Origin of the sequence: Stenotrophomonas sp. CCNWLW57, assembly GCF_037203925.1 — a bacterium.
Classification (GTDB): Bacteria; Pseudomonadota; Gammaproteobacteria; order Xanthomonadales; family Xanthomonadaceae; genus Stenotrophomonas; species Stenotrophomonas rhizophila_A.
In genome coordinates, this window is sequence record NZ_JBBCBJ010000007.1 from 52599 (window position 1) to 68140 (window position 15542).

The 15542-nt window shown below is 64.3% G+C and carries 13 protein-coding genes; 7 read left to right on the top strand and 6 right to left on the bottom strand.

The window, feature by feature from the left end:
• Window positions 1-66 precede the first annotated feature (66 nt).
• The 7 genes from V9K91_RS16490 to V9K91_RS16520 all read left to right on the top strand — a co-directional run bounded on the left by V9K91_RS16490 (window position 67) and on the right by V9K91_RS16520 (window position 9830).
• Window positions 67-855 carry an ABC transporter permease gene (locus V9K91_RS16490; RefSeq protein WP_068849034.1) on the top strand — a complete coding sequence of 263 codons (789 nt, stop codon included), beginning with the start codon at window positions 67-69 and terminating at the stop codon, window positions 853-855.
• Window positions 845-2182 carry an ABC transporter ATP-binding protein gene (locus V9K91_RS16495; protein WP_249833719.1) on the top strand — a complete coding sequence of 446 codons (1338 nt, stop codon included), beginning with the start codon at window positions 845-847 and terminating at the stop codon, window positions 2180-2182. The genes V9K91_RS16490 and V9K91_RS16495 overlap by 11 nt, the downstream gene beginning before the upstream one ends.
• The gene (locus V9K91_RS16500) at window positions 2172-2930 is read left to right on the top strand and encodes a class I SAM-dependent methyltransferase (RefSeq protein WP_068849037.1); all 759 of its coding nucleotides are present in this window, start codon (window positions 2172-2174) and stop codon (window positions 2928-2930) included. Before V9K91_RS16495 ends, V9K91_RS16500 begins: the two co-directional genes overlap by 11 nt.
• A gap of 89 nt (window positions 2931-3019) precedes the next feature.
• On the top strand, window positions 3020-5290 hold the full coding sequence (locus V9K91_RS16505) for a glycosyltransferase (protein ID WP_337308197.1): 2271 nt from the start codon (window positions 3020-3022) through the stop codon (window positions 5288-5290).
• A complete protein-coding gene (locus V9K91_RS16510) occupies window positions 5287-6153 on the top strand; it encodes a hypothetical protein (protein WP_336443536.1) in 867 nt (288 codons plus the stop codon). The genes V9K91_RS16505 and V9K91_RS16510 overlap by 4 nt, the downstream gene beginning before the upstream one ends.
• A gap of 5 nt (window positions 6154-6158) precedes the next feature.
• Window positions 6159-7298, top strand: coding sequence for a glycosyl transferase (locus tag V9K91_RS16515; RefSeq protein WP_141236281.1), 1140 nt, complete (start codon window positions 6159-6161; stop codon window positions 7296-7298).
• Window positions 7299-7343: 45 nt separating this feature from the next.
• Window positions 7344-9830 (top strand): hypothetical protein, encoded by a 2487-nt coding sequence (locus V9K91_RS16520; protein WP_249833722.1) that lies wholly within the window; start codon window positions 7344-7346, stop codon window positions 9828-9830.
• A gap of 11 nt (window positions 9831-9841) precedes the next feature.
• Here the strand turns inward: V9K91_RS16520 and V9K91_RS16525 are convergent, their stop codons facing one another.
• From V9K91_RS16525 to V9K91_RS16550, 6 genes are all read right to left on the bottom strand, one after another.
• Window positions 9842-10792 (bottom strand): glycosyltransferase family 2 protein, encoded by a 951-nt coding sequence (locus V9K91_RS16525; protein ID WP_249833723.1) that lies wholly within the window; start codon window positions 10790-10792, stop codon window positions 9842-9844.
• An 85-nt stretch (window positions 10793-10877) separates the two neighbouring features.
• The gene (locus V9K91_RS16530) at window positions 10878-11687 is read right to left on the bottom strand and encodes a class I SAM-dependent methyltransferase (RefSeq protein ID WP_336443537.1); all 810 of its coding nucleotides are present in this window, start codon (window positions 11685-11687) and stop codon (window positions 10878-10880) included.
• An 18-nt stretch (window positions 11688-11705) separates the two neighbouring features.
• Complete coding sequence (locus V9K91_RS16535; RefSeq protein ID WP_249833725.1) at window positions 11706-12659, bottom strand: lysylphosphatidylglycerol synthase domain-containing protein; 954 nt, start codon at window positions 12657-12659, stop codon at window positions 11706-11708.
• The gene (locus tag V9K91_RS16540; protein ID WP_249833726.1) at window positions 12656-13774 is read right to left on the bottom strand and encodes a glycosyltransferase; all 1119 of its coding nucleotides are present in this window, start codon (window positions 13772-13774) and stop codon (window positions 12656-12658) included. Before V9K91_RS16540 ends, V9K91_RS16535 begins: the two co-directional genes overlap by 4 nt.
• A 25-nt stretch (window positions 13775-13799) precedes the next feature.
• Window positions 13800-14189 (bottom strand): GtrA family protein, encoded by a 390-nt coding sequence (locus V9K91_RS16545; protein ID WP_068849054.1) that lies wholly within the window; start codon window positions 14187-14189, stop codon window positions 13800-13802.
• A gap of 5 nt (window positions 14190-14194) precedes the next feature.
• A complete protein-coding gene (locus V9K91_RS16550; protein WP_068849056.1) occupies window positions 14195-15481 on the bottom strand; it encodes an NAD(P)/FAD-dependent oxidoreductase in 1287 nt (428 codons plus the stop codon).
• Window positions 15482-15542: the final 61 nt, after the last annotated feature.

Below are 15542 nucleotides of genomic sequence, written 5' to 3' on the forward strand. Positions count from 1 at the left end.
GAGCAGCATGAAGCTGACCGGGACGTCGGTAAGCGTGTTGAATCAGGATATGGGAGTTGGAATCTGATGACGGGTGCATTGCTCAGGAGCCTGGAGCTTTTCTGGGCGCTTTCAAAGCGTGAGGTCGCGTCGCGCTTCAAGGGGTCGTATGGCGGCCTTTCGTGGTATGTCATCCAGAACCTGCTTCTGTTGACCCTGTATTCATTCGTGTTTGGCACGTTGTTCAAGAGCCGCTGGTCCTCGGGCGATCATATCCAGGGCAATTTCACCATCGCCCTGTTCATTGGTCTGATCGTGTTCAACACGTTCGCAGAGTGCATCACGCGTGCGCCGACGTTGATCCTGGCGAACGCGAACTATGTGAAGAAGGTGGTCTTTCCGCTTGAGGTGCTGCCTGCGGTCACGTTGGCAACGGCGCTCTTCAATGCCGTCATCGCGTTCCTGGTGTTGATCGTGGTCGCGTTCATCCTCAAGGCCCCGCTGCACTGGGAGGGCTTGTGGATTCCGGTGATCATGGCCCCGCTGGTTCTGTTCACGCTGGGCGCTGCGTGGTTCCTTGCCGCGCTGGGCACCTATATCCGCGACATCAACCAGATGGTCACCTTGCTGATCAGTGCCTTCATGTTCCTTTCCCCGCTGTTCTACCAGATCACGGCATTGCCCAAGGCGGTACAGACATGGGTGATGTTCAATCCACTCACCATTCCGATGCAGGAAAGCCGGGGTGCCTTGATGTTCGGCGAAACGCCGGACTTCGGGCTGCTGTCGATCTACCTGGGCGTGGCGATCCTGGCTGCGGTGTCGGGTTATTCCTTCTTCCAGAAGGCGCGCGGAGGCTTTGCTGATGTCCTCTGAAGAAATCTCGATCCGCGCCAGCGGCGTATCCAAGTGCTACCACATGTACGACAAGCCGGTTCACCGCTTGTGGCAGTCGGTGCTTGGCTCGCGCAAGCGCCTGTACCGCGAATTCTGGGCCCTGCAGAACGTCGATTTCGCGATCGCCAAAGGCACCACCTTCGGCGTGATCGGCAAGAACGGCTCGGGCAAGTCGACCCTGCTGCAGATTGTCTGTGGGACGCTTGAGGCGACCACCGGCACGGTGGAGAGGACCGGCAAGGTGGCCGCGCTGCTGGAGCTGGGTGCCGGCTTCAATCCGGAATTCACCGGGCGCCAGAATGCGATCCTCAGCGGTGGTATCTATGGCCTGACCACGGCGGAGATCACCGAGCGGTTGCCTTCGATCATCGAGTTCGCGGAAATCGGCGAGTTCATCGATCGGCCGGTCAAGACCTACTCCAGCGGCATGTTCGTGCGCCTGGCCTTCTCCGTCATCACCCATGTCGACGCCGACATCCTGGTCATCGACGAGGCGCTGGCGGTGGGCGACGCGCAGTTCACCCAGAAGTGCATGCGCTGGCTGCGCGAATTCAAGGCGCGTGGCACCCTGGTCTTCGTCAGCCACGACAGCGGCGCGGTGCGAAGCCTTTGCGACCAGGCCATGTGGATCGACCACGGCCACGTGATGGCCATTGGTGATGCCAAATCCGTTACCGAAAAGTACCTGGCCTCGCTGTTCAACCAGTCCCAGGCCGCGCCGGCTGCCGACCACGCCGTGCGCGATGTGCTCGGCGCCGCCGATTGGCGTGACCAGCGCAAGAGCATGATCAATGCCAGTGGCCTGCGAAATGACATCCAGGTCTTCCACTTCGATCCGCAGGGCGCCTCGTTCGGCGTCGGCGGCGTGAAGTTGACCCAGGTAGTGCTGGAGGACAGCGAGCAGCGCCCGCTGTCGTGGGTGGTGGGTGGGGAGATGGTTTCGCTGGTCATCCAGGCGCGGGCGAGCGCCGAGATCGCCCAGCCGATTGTCGGCTTCTTCCTCAAGGACAAGCATGGCCAGACCCTGTTCGGCGACAACACCTACCTGACCTACCTGGATTCGCCTCCGGGCGTCAACCGCGACCAGGTCTTCCGCGCCGTGTTCACTTTCCCGATGCCGGTGCTGCCGGTGGGCGACTACGCTTTCGACGTGGCCATTGCCAGCGGCACCCAGGTGGACCACCAGCAGTTGTACTGGGGCCACGATGTGCTGATCGTGCGCTCGGTTTCCACCAGCGTCTCGACCGGCCTGGTGGGTGTTCCGATGCTTGAGATCGGTATCGAGGTGAGCTCCGATGAGCATTGAAGAACGGCAGTCGCCGTATGATTACGCCTTCGACCCCGATGGTGGGAGTACCGCCGCGCGGATCGCCAGGCTGGTCGGTGTGGACCACCGGGTACTGGAGCTGGGGTGCGGCTACGGCGTGATTTCCCGGCAGCTCAGCCAGGCCCAGCGGTGCCGGGTGACGGGCGTGGAGATCGACGCCGCCAGCGCCGAACGCGCGCGGCCGTGGCTGGACCGCCTGTACGTAGGCAATCTTGAGGATCAGCAGTGGCAGGCAGCAGTTGCCGATGCCTATGATGTCATCGTCTCGGCCGACGTGATCGAGCACTTGCGGGATCCGGAAGAAACGCTGCGCCAGCTGGTTCCGATGCTGGCACCGGGCGGACAGGTGGTCATTTCCTTCCCCAATGCCGGGCATGCCGGCATCATTGCCGCGCTTCTTGCCGGGCGGTTCGATTACACGCCTACTGGCCTGCTGGACGAGACGCACCTGCGTTTCTTCACATGGAATTCGATGGAGCGCATGCTCAATCGCGTCGGTCTGGAGGTCACCCATCGCGAAACGGTGGATGCCGGCGGCTGGCACGAGCAGTTCACCGAGTACTGGCAGGTGCTTCCGGAGCCTTTGAGGGTCCTTTTCAACGGTCACCCCACGGCGAACGTTTTCCAGTATGTGCTGAAGGCGCGCGTGAGCGCAGCGCCGAGGATTCTCGACGTTCCAGATGAAGCGGCACTGCAAGCGTGGCGCGACGCGGCCGCCGCCTGCTGAAGCCGGACGCCGGTGGCCGTCGCCGCGGGCGTCCCGCCGATGACCAGACCTGAATGACCCCTCCTGATCCAGCGTTCTCGGAATTCCTTATGCCGGCTCCCGACGTTAGCGTCATCATTCCCTCGTACAACCACGCCCGCTTCATCGAAGAAGCGGCGCGTTCGGTGCTGTCCCAGGAGGACGTGCAGGTTGAACTGATCGTCATCGATGACGGCTCATCGGATGACTCGGTGGAACGCATGCGGCGGTTGGCAGTGGAAGATGCACGCGTCAGCGTGCACACCCAGCCCAATGGCGGTTCGCATTCGGCGATCAACCATGGGCTATCGCGGGCCACCGCCCCGTGGCTGGCCATTCTCAATTCGGATGACATCTGGCATCCCAGCCGCCTGAAGCGGATGCTGGCGGCCGCGGAAGAAAGCGGTGACAACTTCCTGTTCAGCGACTCCCAGCTGATCGATGCCGACGGTGCCGAGATCAACGATGCGGCGCATTGGTGGAACTTCAGCACCGAGCGCATGCGCGAGCGCGTGCGGACGCATGGCGTGGCCGATGGACTGCTGTACGGCAACCTGACCGTTTCAACGTCCAATTTCCTGTTCCGTCGAGAGCTTCTGACCAAGGTGGGAACGTTCCATCGTTTCCGTTACAACCTGGACTGGGATTATGTGCTGCGCTGCGTAGACGAAAAGGGCGTGCGCGTCGGGTTCGTCGACGAGCGTCTGCTTCGCTATCGCCTGCACGGCAACAACGCGATCCTGAGCGGCATGCCCGGCGCGGCGGTCGAAGCGCAGCTGATCACCCGGCAGGTATACAGGCGCCGCCTGCGCGCCCCGGAAAGCCTGCTGCTGAGCCACCACCGGCACGATCGGCTGCTGCGCCGCTACCTGCAGGGGCAGATCCGCAACTATCGTGCTTCGTTCGAGGCCGTGGAAGAAGATCGCGACGGCCTGGCTGCGCTGATCAACCAGCGCCAGGAGATGGTCGAGGCCGAGCGCGCCGAAGCCAAACGGGTGCAGGCACAGTACCGGGCGGAGCTGCAGGCATGCGAAGCCGGCGCCGCCAGCACCCAGGCAGCGCTCCAGGCGGAAATCATGGCCAAGGAGCAGCAGAGTGCGCTCCAGGAGCAGGCGCTGCGGGAGCAGTCCGAGCGCGAACTGGCCGCCCTGCGTGAGCGCACCGAAGGCGAGCTGGCCAGCCAACGCGAGCATGCCGAAGGCGAACTGGCCAGCCAGCGCGAGCACGCCGAGCGAGAACTGACGAGCCAGCGCGAGCGCTCGGAGCAGGCGCTGCTGGAGCAGCGCGAAGCGGCTGGACGGGAGCTGCGGGCCGTGGTGGTCGAGAGCCTCGAAGTGCAGGCGCAGCTGCAGCGGTCCTATGCGTCGGGCATCCACGCGCGGGTGCAGCGCGACCAGGCCCGGTGCCGTGAAGTGCGGATGCTGGATCACCTGGAGGGGCGCGACCGGGTCGGTCGGCCGCCTGACAGTCGATCGCGCGCCTTCATCCAGCGGGTCATGCGCGCAGTGCGCAGCCAGCGCCGGATCAATGAATCCATCAATTTCCTCTCGGGCGGCATGCCGGTGGGCAGCGTCCGCGTGCTTCCCCGCGACCCGATGCCGATGGCCCCGATGGAGCCGAGAATCGCCGCGCACCTGCATGTCTATTATCTGGATCTTGCGCCGGAGCTGATCGCCGATGCGCTTCGCATTCCGGGTCTGGAGCGGGTTGTGATCACCGGGCCGTGGAGCCGGGAGGACATGGCCCAGGCACTGGTCCCCATTGTGGACCGGGGTATCGACCTGCGCGTGCTGGTCGTACCCAATCGCGGCAAGGACGTCGGCGGACTGGTCGCGGCCATTCAGCAAGGCGCCCTGCTGGATTCGGATCTTGTGCTGAAACTGCACTCCAAGAAGAGTCATAATGCCGAGACATATTTCCAGGCTATTTCCGCATTGTTTGGTACCGAAATCCGCGATGGTGAGCAATGGCGGCGTGAGCTGATCCAGCCGCTCGCCGGCAGCGCATGGCAGATCAATACGATTCTCAAGCTGTTCAATGATGATCCGGCGATCGGCATGGTCGGCGCGCGTCCATTCATCACCAATGTCGGTGATGCCAATGCCGCCCTCAGCCAGGCAGTGTATGAAAGGTTCGGCGTGCCCCAGGGCCTGCCGTTCGTAGCGGGAACGATGTTCTGGGTACGCAGTTCGGTGCTCAGGCCGCTGCTGGACCAGCTCAGCCTTGACGAGTTCAGTCTGGACAGCCGGGAAGTTGAAGGAGGGCTGGAGCACATCATGGAGCGCCTGCTGGGCGCCCTGGTGCTGGCTGAGGGATATGACGTCTATGGAGTTGACGTATGAGTTCGCTGTGCAACAAGACCGTGCCGGTCTTCATTATCTCGTTCAACCGGGTGGCCTATATCCGCCAGGTGATCGATCGACTGGAGTCGCTGGATTTCCAGAACATCACCATTATTGACAATGCGTCGACCTACGGGCCCCTGAAGGATTATCTCGGGCAGTCGCCGCACAATGTCGTGCGCTTGACCGAAAACCTTGGCCACCTGGCCTTGTGGAAGTCGGGTCGGTTCCAGAAGATCATCGAGCGTGAGAAGTTCATCCTCAATGACAGCGACGTGGTTCCCGCCGACGATTGCCCTGCCGACATCACCAGCCATCTCGACGAGATGCTGGAACGCTACCCGCGCCATACCAAGGCTGGCCTGTCGCTGCGGATCAACGATCTTCCCGACCACTATGCATTCAAACAGGAAGTGCTGGAGTGGGAGGCGCCGTTCTGGGTGAATCTTCTCGATGACGGCAACTACGAGAGCGCCCTGGACACTACCTTCGCGTTGTATCGGCCGGGCGTGGACTGCTCGGAGGAGCGCTGGTGGCGATCGATCCGGGCAGCGCCTCCCTATTCGGCACTGCACCTTCCCTGGTACCAGGACACCTCCGTGATGAGCGAGGAGGACCGGTTCTACCAGCGTGCCGTGGCCGGCATCTCCAGCCAGTGGAGCATCACCGATCCGGTCCTGCTGAAGAAGCAGAACACCGAGCTGCAGCATGAAATCGCTGCGCTCAAGCGTACAATCAGCGAGCTCCGTGGCCAGTCCATGCCAGTGGGCTCCCCGGCGTGGCGCAATACCGTCCGGACCACTCTTGGCGCCACCGGCCTGCTGCCGCTGGTGCGCCGCCTTCGCGACACTATGAAGAAGTGACCACCATGATCGAATGTATTTTCACGTCCATCAACAATGGCTACCTGCCCAAGGCGCGCATTCTTGCCGCCTCCGTGCGCCGCCATCACCCTGAGGCCAAAATGGCCCTGATGTTGAGCGACCACAAGGATCCGGCGCTGGACTATTCGGACTTCGACATTGTCCTTACCCCCGAAGACGTGGTGGAAGGGGTGGGCGACCTGCAGTCGTGGTTGTTCGACCACACCGTGGTGGAGCTCTGCACGGCGGTCAAGCCGTTCGCCTTCTCGCATCTGTTCAAGCAGTACGGGTTCGCCAACGTCGTCTACCAGGATCCAGACACCGTGCTGTACGCGCGCATGGAAGAGCTGGAACAGCAGATGGTCACGCATCCGATCATCCTCACGCCCCATGTATCGGTTCCCGCCGTGGACACCGACGACCTGCACGACGGTGAAATGCTGGGCTGCCTGCGCCATGGCGTGTTCAACCTGGGCTTCCTGGCGCTGACGCGCGTGGGCGAAGGCCCGGCATTCCTGCAGTGGTGGCAGGACCGCTGCCGCGATTACTGCTTCGACGACAACCAGCGTGGCCTGTTCACCGACCAAAAGTGGGTCGACCTGGCGCCGTGCTTCTTCCAGACGCTGGGCATCATGCGTGTCCCGTCGTACAACGTGGCCACCTGGAACCTGTACTACCGCCAGGTCAGCACCCGCGCCGATGGCACGATCGTGGTCAACGGAAGCCACCCGCTGCGCTTCTACCACTTCTCCGGCTTCGACATCGGCACGCATGAGCACATGCTCGGCAAGCACGATGCCGGCAACGCCACGTTGCTGGAAATGACCCGGTGGTACTCCAGCGAGCTGGAGCGGTTGAAGAATCCCGCTGGCCTGCCGGACAAGTACGGTGTGTTCGCCAACGGCAGGAAGATCCCGGCCGATTGGCGCCGTTACTACCGCAGCCAGCCGGCGCTGAAGCGGATGATTCCGCACCCGTACGACCAGTATGAAGCGGTGATCGCCCACTTCGATTCGGCGCCGGATGAGATCGCGCTGAATCCGTCGTACTCCGCATTGGAACGCTTCGTCCGCCGCAGCCCGGGGTTGGCGTCGCTGGTCCGCGCCGTGGTTCCCGCATCGGTGATCCGGCGACTCCGCGGCTGAGTGGCGGCGGCCGGGGGGCAGGCAATGGATGGGGGACGCTGGAGCATGACCGACAGGCAGCGGCGCTGCTGGGGCGTGGCGGCCGCCATCGCCTTTTTCGTTGCGGTCGGGATGGCCGTGCTGGGCGCCAACCCCTTCGCGCAGCAGACCGTGGGACCCTACGATCTGCTGGTTGCCTCCAAGGGGTGGTCGCAGGAATACGGTCCGGTCGAGGTTCGCAACGGCGAGCGGACCGACGTTCTCGATGCCATGGTGCCGCGTTGGATGTTTGCCCGTGGCGAACTTCGGCAGGGGCGGGTTCCCCTGTGGAACCCATTGCCCGGCGGTGGTGAGCCCGGCATCCACAACCTGGCAAGTTCGCAACTGACTCCGGCGTTCGCGATTTTCGCTGCCGCGCCCAGTGCGTCCAGCGGCTTCTACTTCGCCACCCTGTTCAATCTGGTCATGGCTGGCCTCGGCGCATGGTTCTGGCTGCGGCGGTCGCTGGGTACGCTGCCCGCCCTGTTTGGCGGCGTCACGGTGATGCTGTGCGGTTTCCATGCCGCTTGGCTCTACTGGCCACACATGAGTACCTCGGTGTGGGTGTGCTGGTTGCTGTGGTCGGTGGAAGGCTGGTGGAAACGCCCGGGCGCATGGCGCTTTGCGGCGATGACCCTGCTCACCACCTTGTTGCTGCTCGGCGGATTTCCATTCGTGGCGCAGCTCGGCCTCGGCGCGGCAGTGCTGTACGCACTGGTGTTGTGGCGGATGGCGCCCCAGCCGGGCAACCGTCGCCTGGCTGGCATGTTCGGCGCGCTTGCGCTGGGTGCTGGCCTTGCGGCCATTCCCCTGATTGCCCTGGCCACGTGGCTGGCCCACATCGACACTGCCGCGCGGACGGGGGGCAGCCCGCTGCGGCTGCTGACCGACGCGGTGCGGCTGCTGCCGCACATCGCCCGCCAGAGCCCGCAGGTCGAATCGCACATGTACGTGGGCGGCCTCGGCCTGCTGCTGGCGGCGGCCGCACTGCTCCGCTGGATCAGGCCCCGTCGGCTCGAGCCGGTGCTGGTACTGGCCAGCCTGCTGCTGGTGATCTCATCGGTGCTGGTGTTCCAGCTCATTCCGCCCGCATGGCTCGGCTGGGTTCCGGGGCTGGGTGGCAATGGCTGGGCGCGCGGCATCCTGCTGCTGGATATCGCGTTGGCCGCGCTGGCCGCAAGCGCACTGGCCTTGCTGCTGCGCCGGATCCAGCGCCCCTGGATGGCGCTGCTGCTGACCGTCCCGCTGCTGGTGGTGCAGGTGGTGGACCTCGGCACGATGTTCCGCCGCTTCAACGGACCCGTGCCGGCCGCGTTGATGTTCCCGCCCACCCGGCAGATTGCCCAGGTGCAGGCTGGCCTCCTGCCGTTCACCTACGTCATTGCGGACGGGAATTACCTCGTCAGCGGCACGCTCGGGGCCTATGGCGTTCCGGAATGGTATGGGCATGGCTTCAAGACCGCCGCCGTGAAACGGTTGCTGGCACAGGCGGTGCGCGACCCGTTCACCACGCCTACGGCGTCCATCATCGGCGCCGATGCCATCCAGCTGGACAGCCCGGCCATACGCGCCATGGCCGTGAAGTACGTGCTGGGCGACGAGCGGCTGCTGGCCCAGGCGTGGGTGCCGGAGTATCCGGCCGGGCCTGCGCCCATGGAGGCCCTTCCCGCGCTGGGAACCGCTGCGTGGAGCCAGTCCGTGGACCTGCCTGCCCACTTCACCCTGTCCGATGTCGAGCTGCGCCTGGCCACCTACGGCGGCAGTGGCCTGCATGGCAGCGTGACCTTGAGCTTGCTCGATCCGGAGAAACCGGGCTCGGTCCTTGCAGAAGCCACCCTGCCGGCTGGTTCGATCGTGGACGGGGAGTTGGCGCGCTTTCATTTCGCCCCGGCGGTAACGCCTGCGCAGCAGCGCGTTGTGCTGACCCTCCGCCATGAGGGTGCGGCCGCAAACGAAAACATCACGGCCTGGTACCGGCCCGGCGGGGCCGCCAACTGCGCGTTGCAGGTCGAGCCTGCGCGTGCGCCAGGGTGCCTCATCCTGCGGATACTGCCCGAGGGCCCCGGGCTTGCAGGCTGGGCGGTGGCAGCGCAGGCGCCAGGCCTGGTGCTGCTGGAAAACAGGGATGCCCCATCCGGAGCCTATTTCCTGGATTCGCTCAATCAAGCGCCTTCGGCGCACGCTGCCGAAGCGGTACGGGTGCAGGGCAACTTCTCGGACGGATGGACCCTGCACTACACCGGCATCCGATCCGGATACGTCGTACTGCCGATGGCGGCATCCGAATCGTGGGAATTTTCCGTGGACGGCAACCGGGCTCAACCGCAGCAGTACTTCGGCACGTTGCCGGCGATTGCCGTTCAACCCGGCGCTGTCATCACGGCGCGCTACCAGCCGCGTGCGTTGATCGTTGGCGGCTGGATCATGCTGGGATCGGTCCTGCTGCTGGTCGCCGTGATGCTGGGTCTTCGGCGGCGACGGCATGCCGACACGAGTAGTGCACGGGGCGCCTGATCGCCGGCGTGCTACTCCAGCTGTTCCAGCCGGTGTTCGACCTGGCGGACGTGGCGCAGGATCCGCTCGGACAGCTTGCGGTTGGTCGCTATCAGGTCGGAGATCAACCCGATGGTGAACATGATGGCGGCCAGTGTCAGGCAGAACGCGCTGAACACTACGGACTGGACATGGCCGCCGCCTTCCCCGATTGCGTAGAACCAGGCAAAGCGCAGGCCGCCGACCAGTCCCAGCAGAAGCGGAACCGCACCGAGCAGGGAAAACACCAGCAACGGGCGGTAAATCATCAGTACCCGGGCGATGGTGACCAGTGAACGCACCACGTACGACGCGATGCTCTTGACCAGTCGGGAGGGGCGCAGGTCTGCATTGGTCCGGATCGGAACCGACGCCACCACAAGGCCGCTGAGGCCTGCCTGGATGATCGTTTCCAGCGTGTAGGTGTAGCCGCCGAAGACGTTGATACGGATCGCTGCCTCGCGCGAGATCGCGCGGAACCCGCTGGGTGCGTCATGCACATCGGTCTGGCTGGCCATGCGTACCGCCCAGCTGCCGATTCGCTGCAGCTTCTTCTTGATCAACGAGAAGTGCTCGGTCTCATCGATGGGACGCGCGCCGATCACCATGTCGGCGCGGTGCTCGAGGATGGGCTGGGTCAGCAGCGGAATGTCGTCGGCGCAGTACTGGTTGTCCGCATCGGTGTTGACGATCACATCGGCGCCCAGGCACAACGCCGCCTCAAGTCCGGACATGAAGGCGGTGGCCAGGCCACGGTTCACGGGGTGGCGCACGATATGGTCCACGCCCAGACGCAGCGCCAGCTCGGAGGTGCCATCGGTGGACCCGTCATCGATGATGAGGATCTTGACCTCGTCAAAGCCCGGCACCTGACGCGGAAGTGCATCGATGGCAATCTTCAGGGTGGCTGCTTCGTTGAGGCAGGGAATCTGGATGACGAGCACCTTCTTCCGGAGTGCCCCAGGGGCTGCAGTGTGAAGTTTCATCGGGTGAGTGCCATGTCGGAGGGAGGTGCAGGGTGCATCGTGATCAGGCCTGGCGTTTGCGGACGACCGCCACCAGGTTGAGCGAGGGCGACAACCCTGCCGCGATGCGGACCGGACCCGGCGCGAAGACGGCAGGATCGGTCGGCGTTCCAGCCGCCGGTCGTGCCTTGAAGCGGTGCACCAGGTTGAGCAGGCCAACGCGCAGGGCGCGTGGGTAGAAAGGCAGGGTGAATGGCAGGCTGAGCCACATCATCCGCCGGCAGCGGCGCAGTTCAATGCCGATGGTAGCGGCATCGCCGCCCATCCCGAGAATGCGCACGTCGTCGAACTGCTGGACCAGCTGCTGTCGCAGCGAGCGCTCGCTGTATTCGCGCAGGTGCCAGCGGTTCCAGGGCTGCTGCAGGGGAAGCAGCCGCGTGGAACGATCCGGCGTCACCAGCAACAGAGTTCCGCCCGGGACGAGAACGCGGGCAATCTCCTGCAGGTAGCGCTGCTCATGTTCGACGTGCTCGAAGACCTGGAACGAGAGCACGGTGTCGAATGAGGCATCGGCAAACGGCAGTCCGCCGTCGGCGGTGACGTGCCGGAAGTCCAGGTTGTCCGATCCATGTCGTTCGGCGGCATACGCCACCGCATCCGCGGCAACATCCACGCCGGTGACATGCAGTGCCGACCGGGCGATCATGGCCGAGCCGTAGCCGCTGCCACAGCCGAAATCCAACACCCGCCTTCCGCGCGTGTATGCCTCGGCAAACCGATAGGTTTCGACATGAAGATGGTAGATCAGTCGGTCCTCGGCGGTCGCCTGGTAGTCATCGACCATCATCCGTTCGCCGGTTGGTTCCAGTTGCACAGCGCTGCTCCCTACTCGTCAGGGGTTCTCATCGGGGGGTGTACGCAGGGTCCGTACGGCCAGCAGCGCGACGGCGAAGCAGAGCAGGTCCCCCAGCATGGTCGCCATGCGCAGGGCAACGACCAGTGGCAACAGCTCGGGCCCGCCGCCGGCGGCCTGTAGGATACCCAGCATTGCTGCCTCACGCACGCCCAACCCGGCGGGAGCACCGGGAAGCAGGAAGCCGAGGATCCACGACAGCGCGAATGCACCGGTGAGCAACCACGCCGAGGGCGGGTTCTCCAGCAGAAGGTGGGACAGCAGCCAGATCCCCGCCGCCAGGACGAGGTAATTTCCGACATAGCAGGTGAAGGCAAGCATCAATGCGCGCGCCGCCGGAACGGGCGCGCCGACGCTGCCCAGGCGCCGCACCGCGATGCGATTGATCAGTCGTGGGCTGGCAGCCACGATGCCGATGAGTGCGATGCTGGCCAGCAGCAGCAGGGGCAGCAGGTGTTCAGGCGCGGTGTCTGCCAGCACGCCGGTCGCGACCACCTGTGCGCCACCCAGCGCGCAGGCAAGCGCACCGAAGAACACGGCGGCAAGGATCGCAAGCAGGCTCTCCGATACGACGGTCGTGGTAAACGGTACGGCGGGAATACCGGCCTTGAGCGACATCGACAGGCGTCCGATGTGCTGTGCCACGTTGCCGGGCAGGTATTTGCCCAGCTGGGTCAGCCCCATGATGGTGGCAAGTTGGCCCCATGGACGGTGGACGCCGCAGGAGCGCAGCATGCGCATCCAGGCAAAGGCGCTGAGTGGAATGATCAGCGCCGAGGCCACGCCCGCCGCCAGGATGCCCAGCAGTGCAGAGGGCGTTCCCAGCCGCGTCCAGTCGATGCCGTCAGCGGCATGCCAGGCGTAGGCCGAGAAGCCGGCCACCGCAGCCGTGCCGATCACCACATTCAGCAGTCGCAGCAGGTTCTTTTTCATCCGGTGGAGACGTCCAACCCGTCAATGAGGGCACGATACTGCGCGCCCACTGCTCCTGCCCCGATCCGGTCACGCAGATCCGCGTGGGCGCTCGCCCCGCTGTGCAGATGCTGCATGCCGAGCACGGCATCGGCCAGTGCAGCGGCATCGCCGGCCGGCACCAGCACCGCATTGGCCAGGGCGTGTGGGAACAGCTCGCGGATCGCCGCCGAATCCCGGGTGATGAAGGGTTTGCCAGCGGCCACGATCTGGAAGAGCTTGTTGGGTATGACGCTTGCGGCTTTGTCCGATGTGCCGAATATCCCAAGGCAAACGTCTGCGTCGGTCATCTGCTCGATGAGCTGCTCATAGGCGACCCAGTGCACGCGTTGCACCTGCGGCAAGGGATCGGCCTCGAGCATGGCGTCGATGCGTGCCGTTTCCTGGCCGTGTCCCACGATGATCCACTCTACCGGCGCATCGCGCAGCAGGCGCGCGGCTTCGATGATCGTGGGCAGCCCGTGAAGTGGAATGAACTGGCCATAGAAGAGCATCCTCAGTGGCTGGCCGGGCAGGCGGCGCCGCGGGGGCAGCGCCGGAAACCGATCCAGTTCGGCGCCGACCCACACACTGCCCACGCTGCCAGCGGCAAGCGCGAACAGCGACTCGATTCGACGGGCATGCGTTTCGGTATCCATGAAGGCCAGGTCGGCACGACGCAGGCAGAAACCTTCAAAGCGGTGAAGTACGCGAGCGGCGGCCGAACCGGGGGAAAGCAGCCGGCGGTCCTGCACGATGGTGTCGTACAGCGACACAAAGACGTCGAAATGCAGCGGCACTTTCCAGCGTGCCGCCGCCACGCCCGCGACCAGCAGGTCGAGGGGGCCGGGATAGGAAACCATCACCACGTCCGGCCTTGCCGCGCGGAACAGCCGCCAGATCAGCCCCGGATACGCGCGCAGCATGCGGCAGAGGATGCCCACGCGTGCGGCCATGCCCCGCAGCTGTGATTTGTCGCTGACCTGGCTCCAGACATCGGCATGGATCTCATCGACCTCGATCCCATTGCCGCGCATCCCGTCAACCAGGATGCGCACGCGCGGCTTGCCGGTATCGTACGTTCCCCACAGCAGCACGCGCCGCCGGGCGGCGCGGCTGCGATCAGCGGAAGGAGAGGTACTTGTGCCCGACATAGCTTGAGAACACCGGAACGACGACACCGACCGCATGGGCGATTTCCATCCGAAGGACGTCGATGGACAGCCACGGCAGCACGTGGAATGCCAGCACCATGGAAACGATCCAGGTCTGGGCCACGGCGAACAGGTTGACCAGTACGAAGTAGAACGCCGAATGGTGGAGGGGGCGGGTGCTTTCCTTGAACACGAACATCCTGGACAGCACGAAGGCTGTCACCATCCCGGTAATGTAGGCAAGGACGATGGCCGGGGTGAAATCCAGCCAGTGGCTGTACAGGATGCGCGACAGGAAGTTGGCCAGCGCAGCCACGCCACCGACCAGGAGGAACATCATGAACTGGCGGGAAACCATGCCGCTTACTCCACTGCTTCCCGGGCCATCATCCGGCCGAACCCGATGCTCTCGGAAATGCCCCGGTCCTCCGGATAGTAATGCGACGTATCTGCCACCCACAGACCGGCAACCGGCAGTTTGCGCGGCGGCAGGTCATCCAGGTAGCCCGGATCGCAGATAGGTTGGGCGTGACGGTAACGGCTGACCCGGACGTCGATGAAGTCCTCTTCCACCAGCGCCGGGTTGATCATGCGCAGGTAGCGCTTCACCTTGTCGACAAACGCGTCGTTGTGTTCGGCGTACTTGGGATGCTCGCCCGGCATGTAGAACGGGACGTATACGATGTGGGCATCCATCGGGCGCAGGTTGGTGTATTCCACGATGCCCGGGATATCCATGTCCGGGTCGTTGGTGTTCACCCAGAAGTTGGCCGACACGGGCCGGCGGAGCTTGGCGATCACGCAGACCACTGCAATGTTCTTCAGCTTCTCGAACTGCGCGATGATCGGAGCAGGAAGATCGGGCGCGATCCGGGGTACGAAGGGCAGGGGCACGGTCGAGACGACGGTGTCGAAGGGCAGTACCTCGCCATTTACCTGGACCCCTTGCACCCGCGCGTCCTCGATGACGATGCGCTGCACGGGCGAGGAAAGTCGCACCTCGCCGCCGTGCTTGACGATATCCGCATGCAGGGCATCGAGCAGGGTCGACGAACCGCCGTCCAGATAGCCCAGCTTCTCGCGCATCAGGCTGTAACGGGAACGCCCGATCCGGCGGATACGGCTCCATATCCACGCTGCCGACAGGTTGTCTGCGTAGTGGTAGAACTTGTAGTCGAACAGTTTGCGCCAGAGGGTCTCGTAGGCTTCCGCACCCACCCAGCGCCGGATCCAGCCGGAGGCTTCGACATGGTCCAGCGGCTTCCAGTCCTGGCGCCGGGTGCACAGGAAGGCGTGGAGCCCGTAGCGGAACTTGGCGATCCAGCCCAGGCCCTTGAAGCGCAGCAGCGCCACCGGGTTTCCCCAGGCCTGCAACTGCTTGCCGAACCAGTAGCCCATGCGTGTTTCGGTCCAGCGCATGCGCGACGCCAGGCCAAGCTCGTCGAGCACGGCCAGGAAGTCAGCATCGGAAATGCAATGGAAATGGTAATAGCGCTCGATCTGCATGCCGCCGAAATCGAACGAGGCGGTCATGCCGCCCACCCGGTCGTCAGCTTCGAAGATCACCGGATGATGCCCATCCCGGGCCAGCTGGTAAGCGACAGCCAGGCCCATTGGACCGGCGCCGAGGACGGCAACTTTCTTGCCCATGATCAGTACCTCGTAAGGGTGTCGCCAGGTGCGGCACCGTGAATATGTAAGGCGGTCGCCT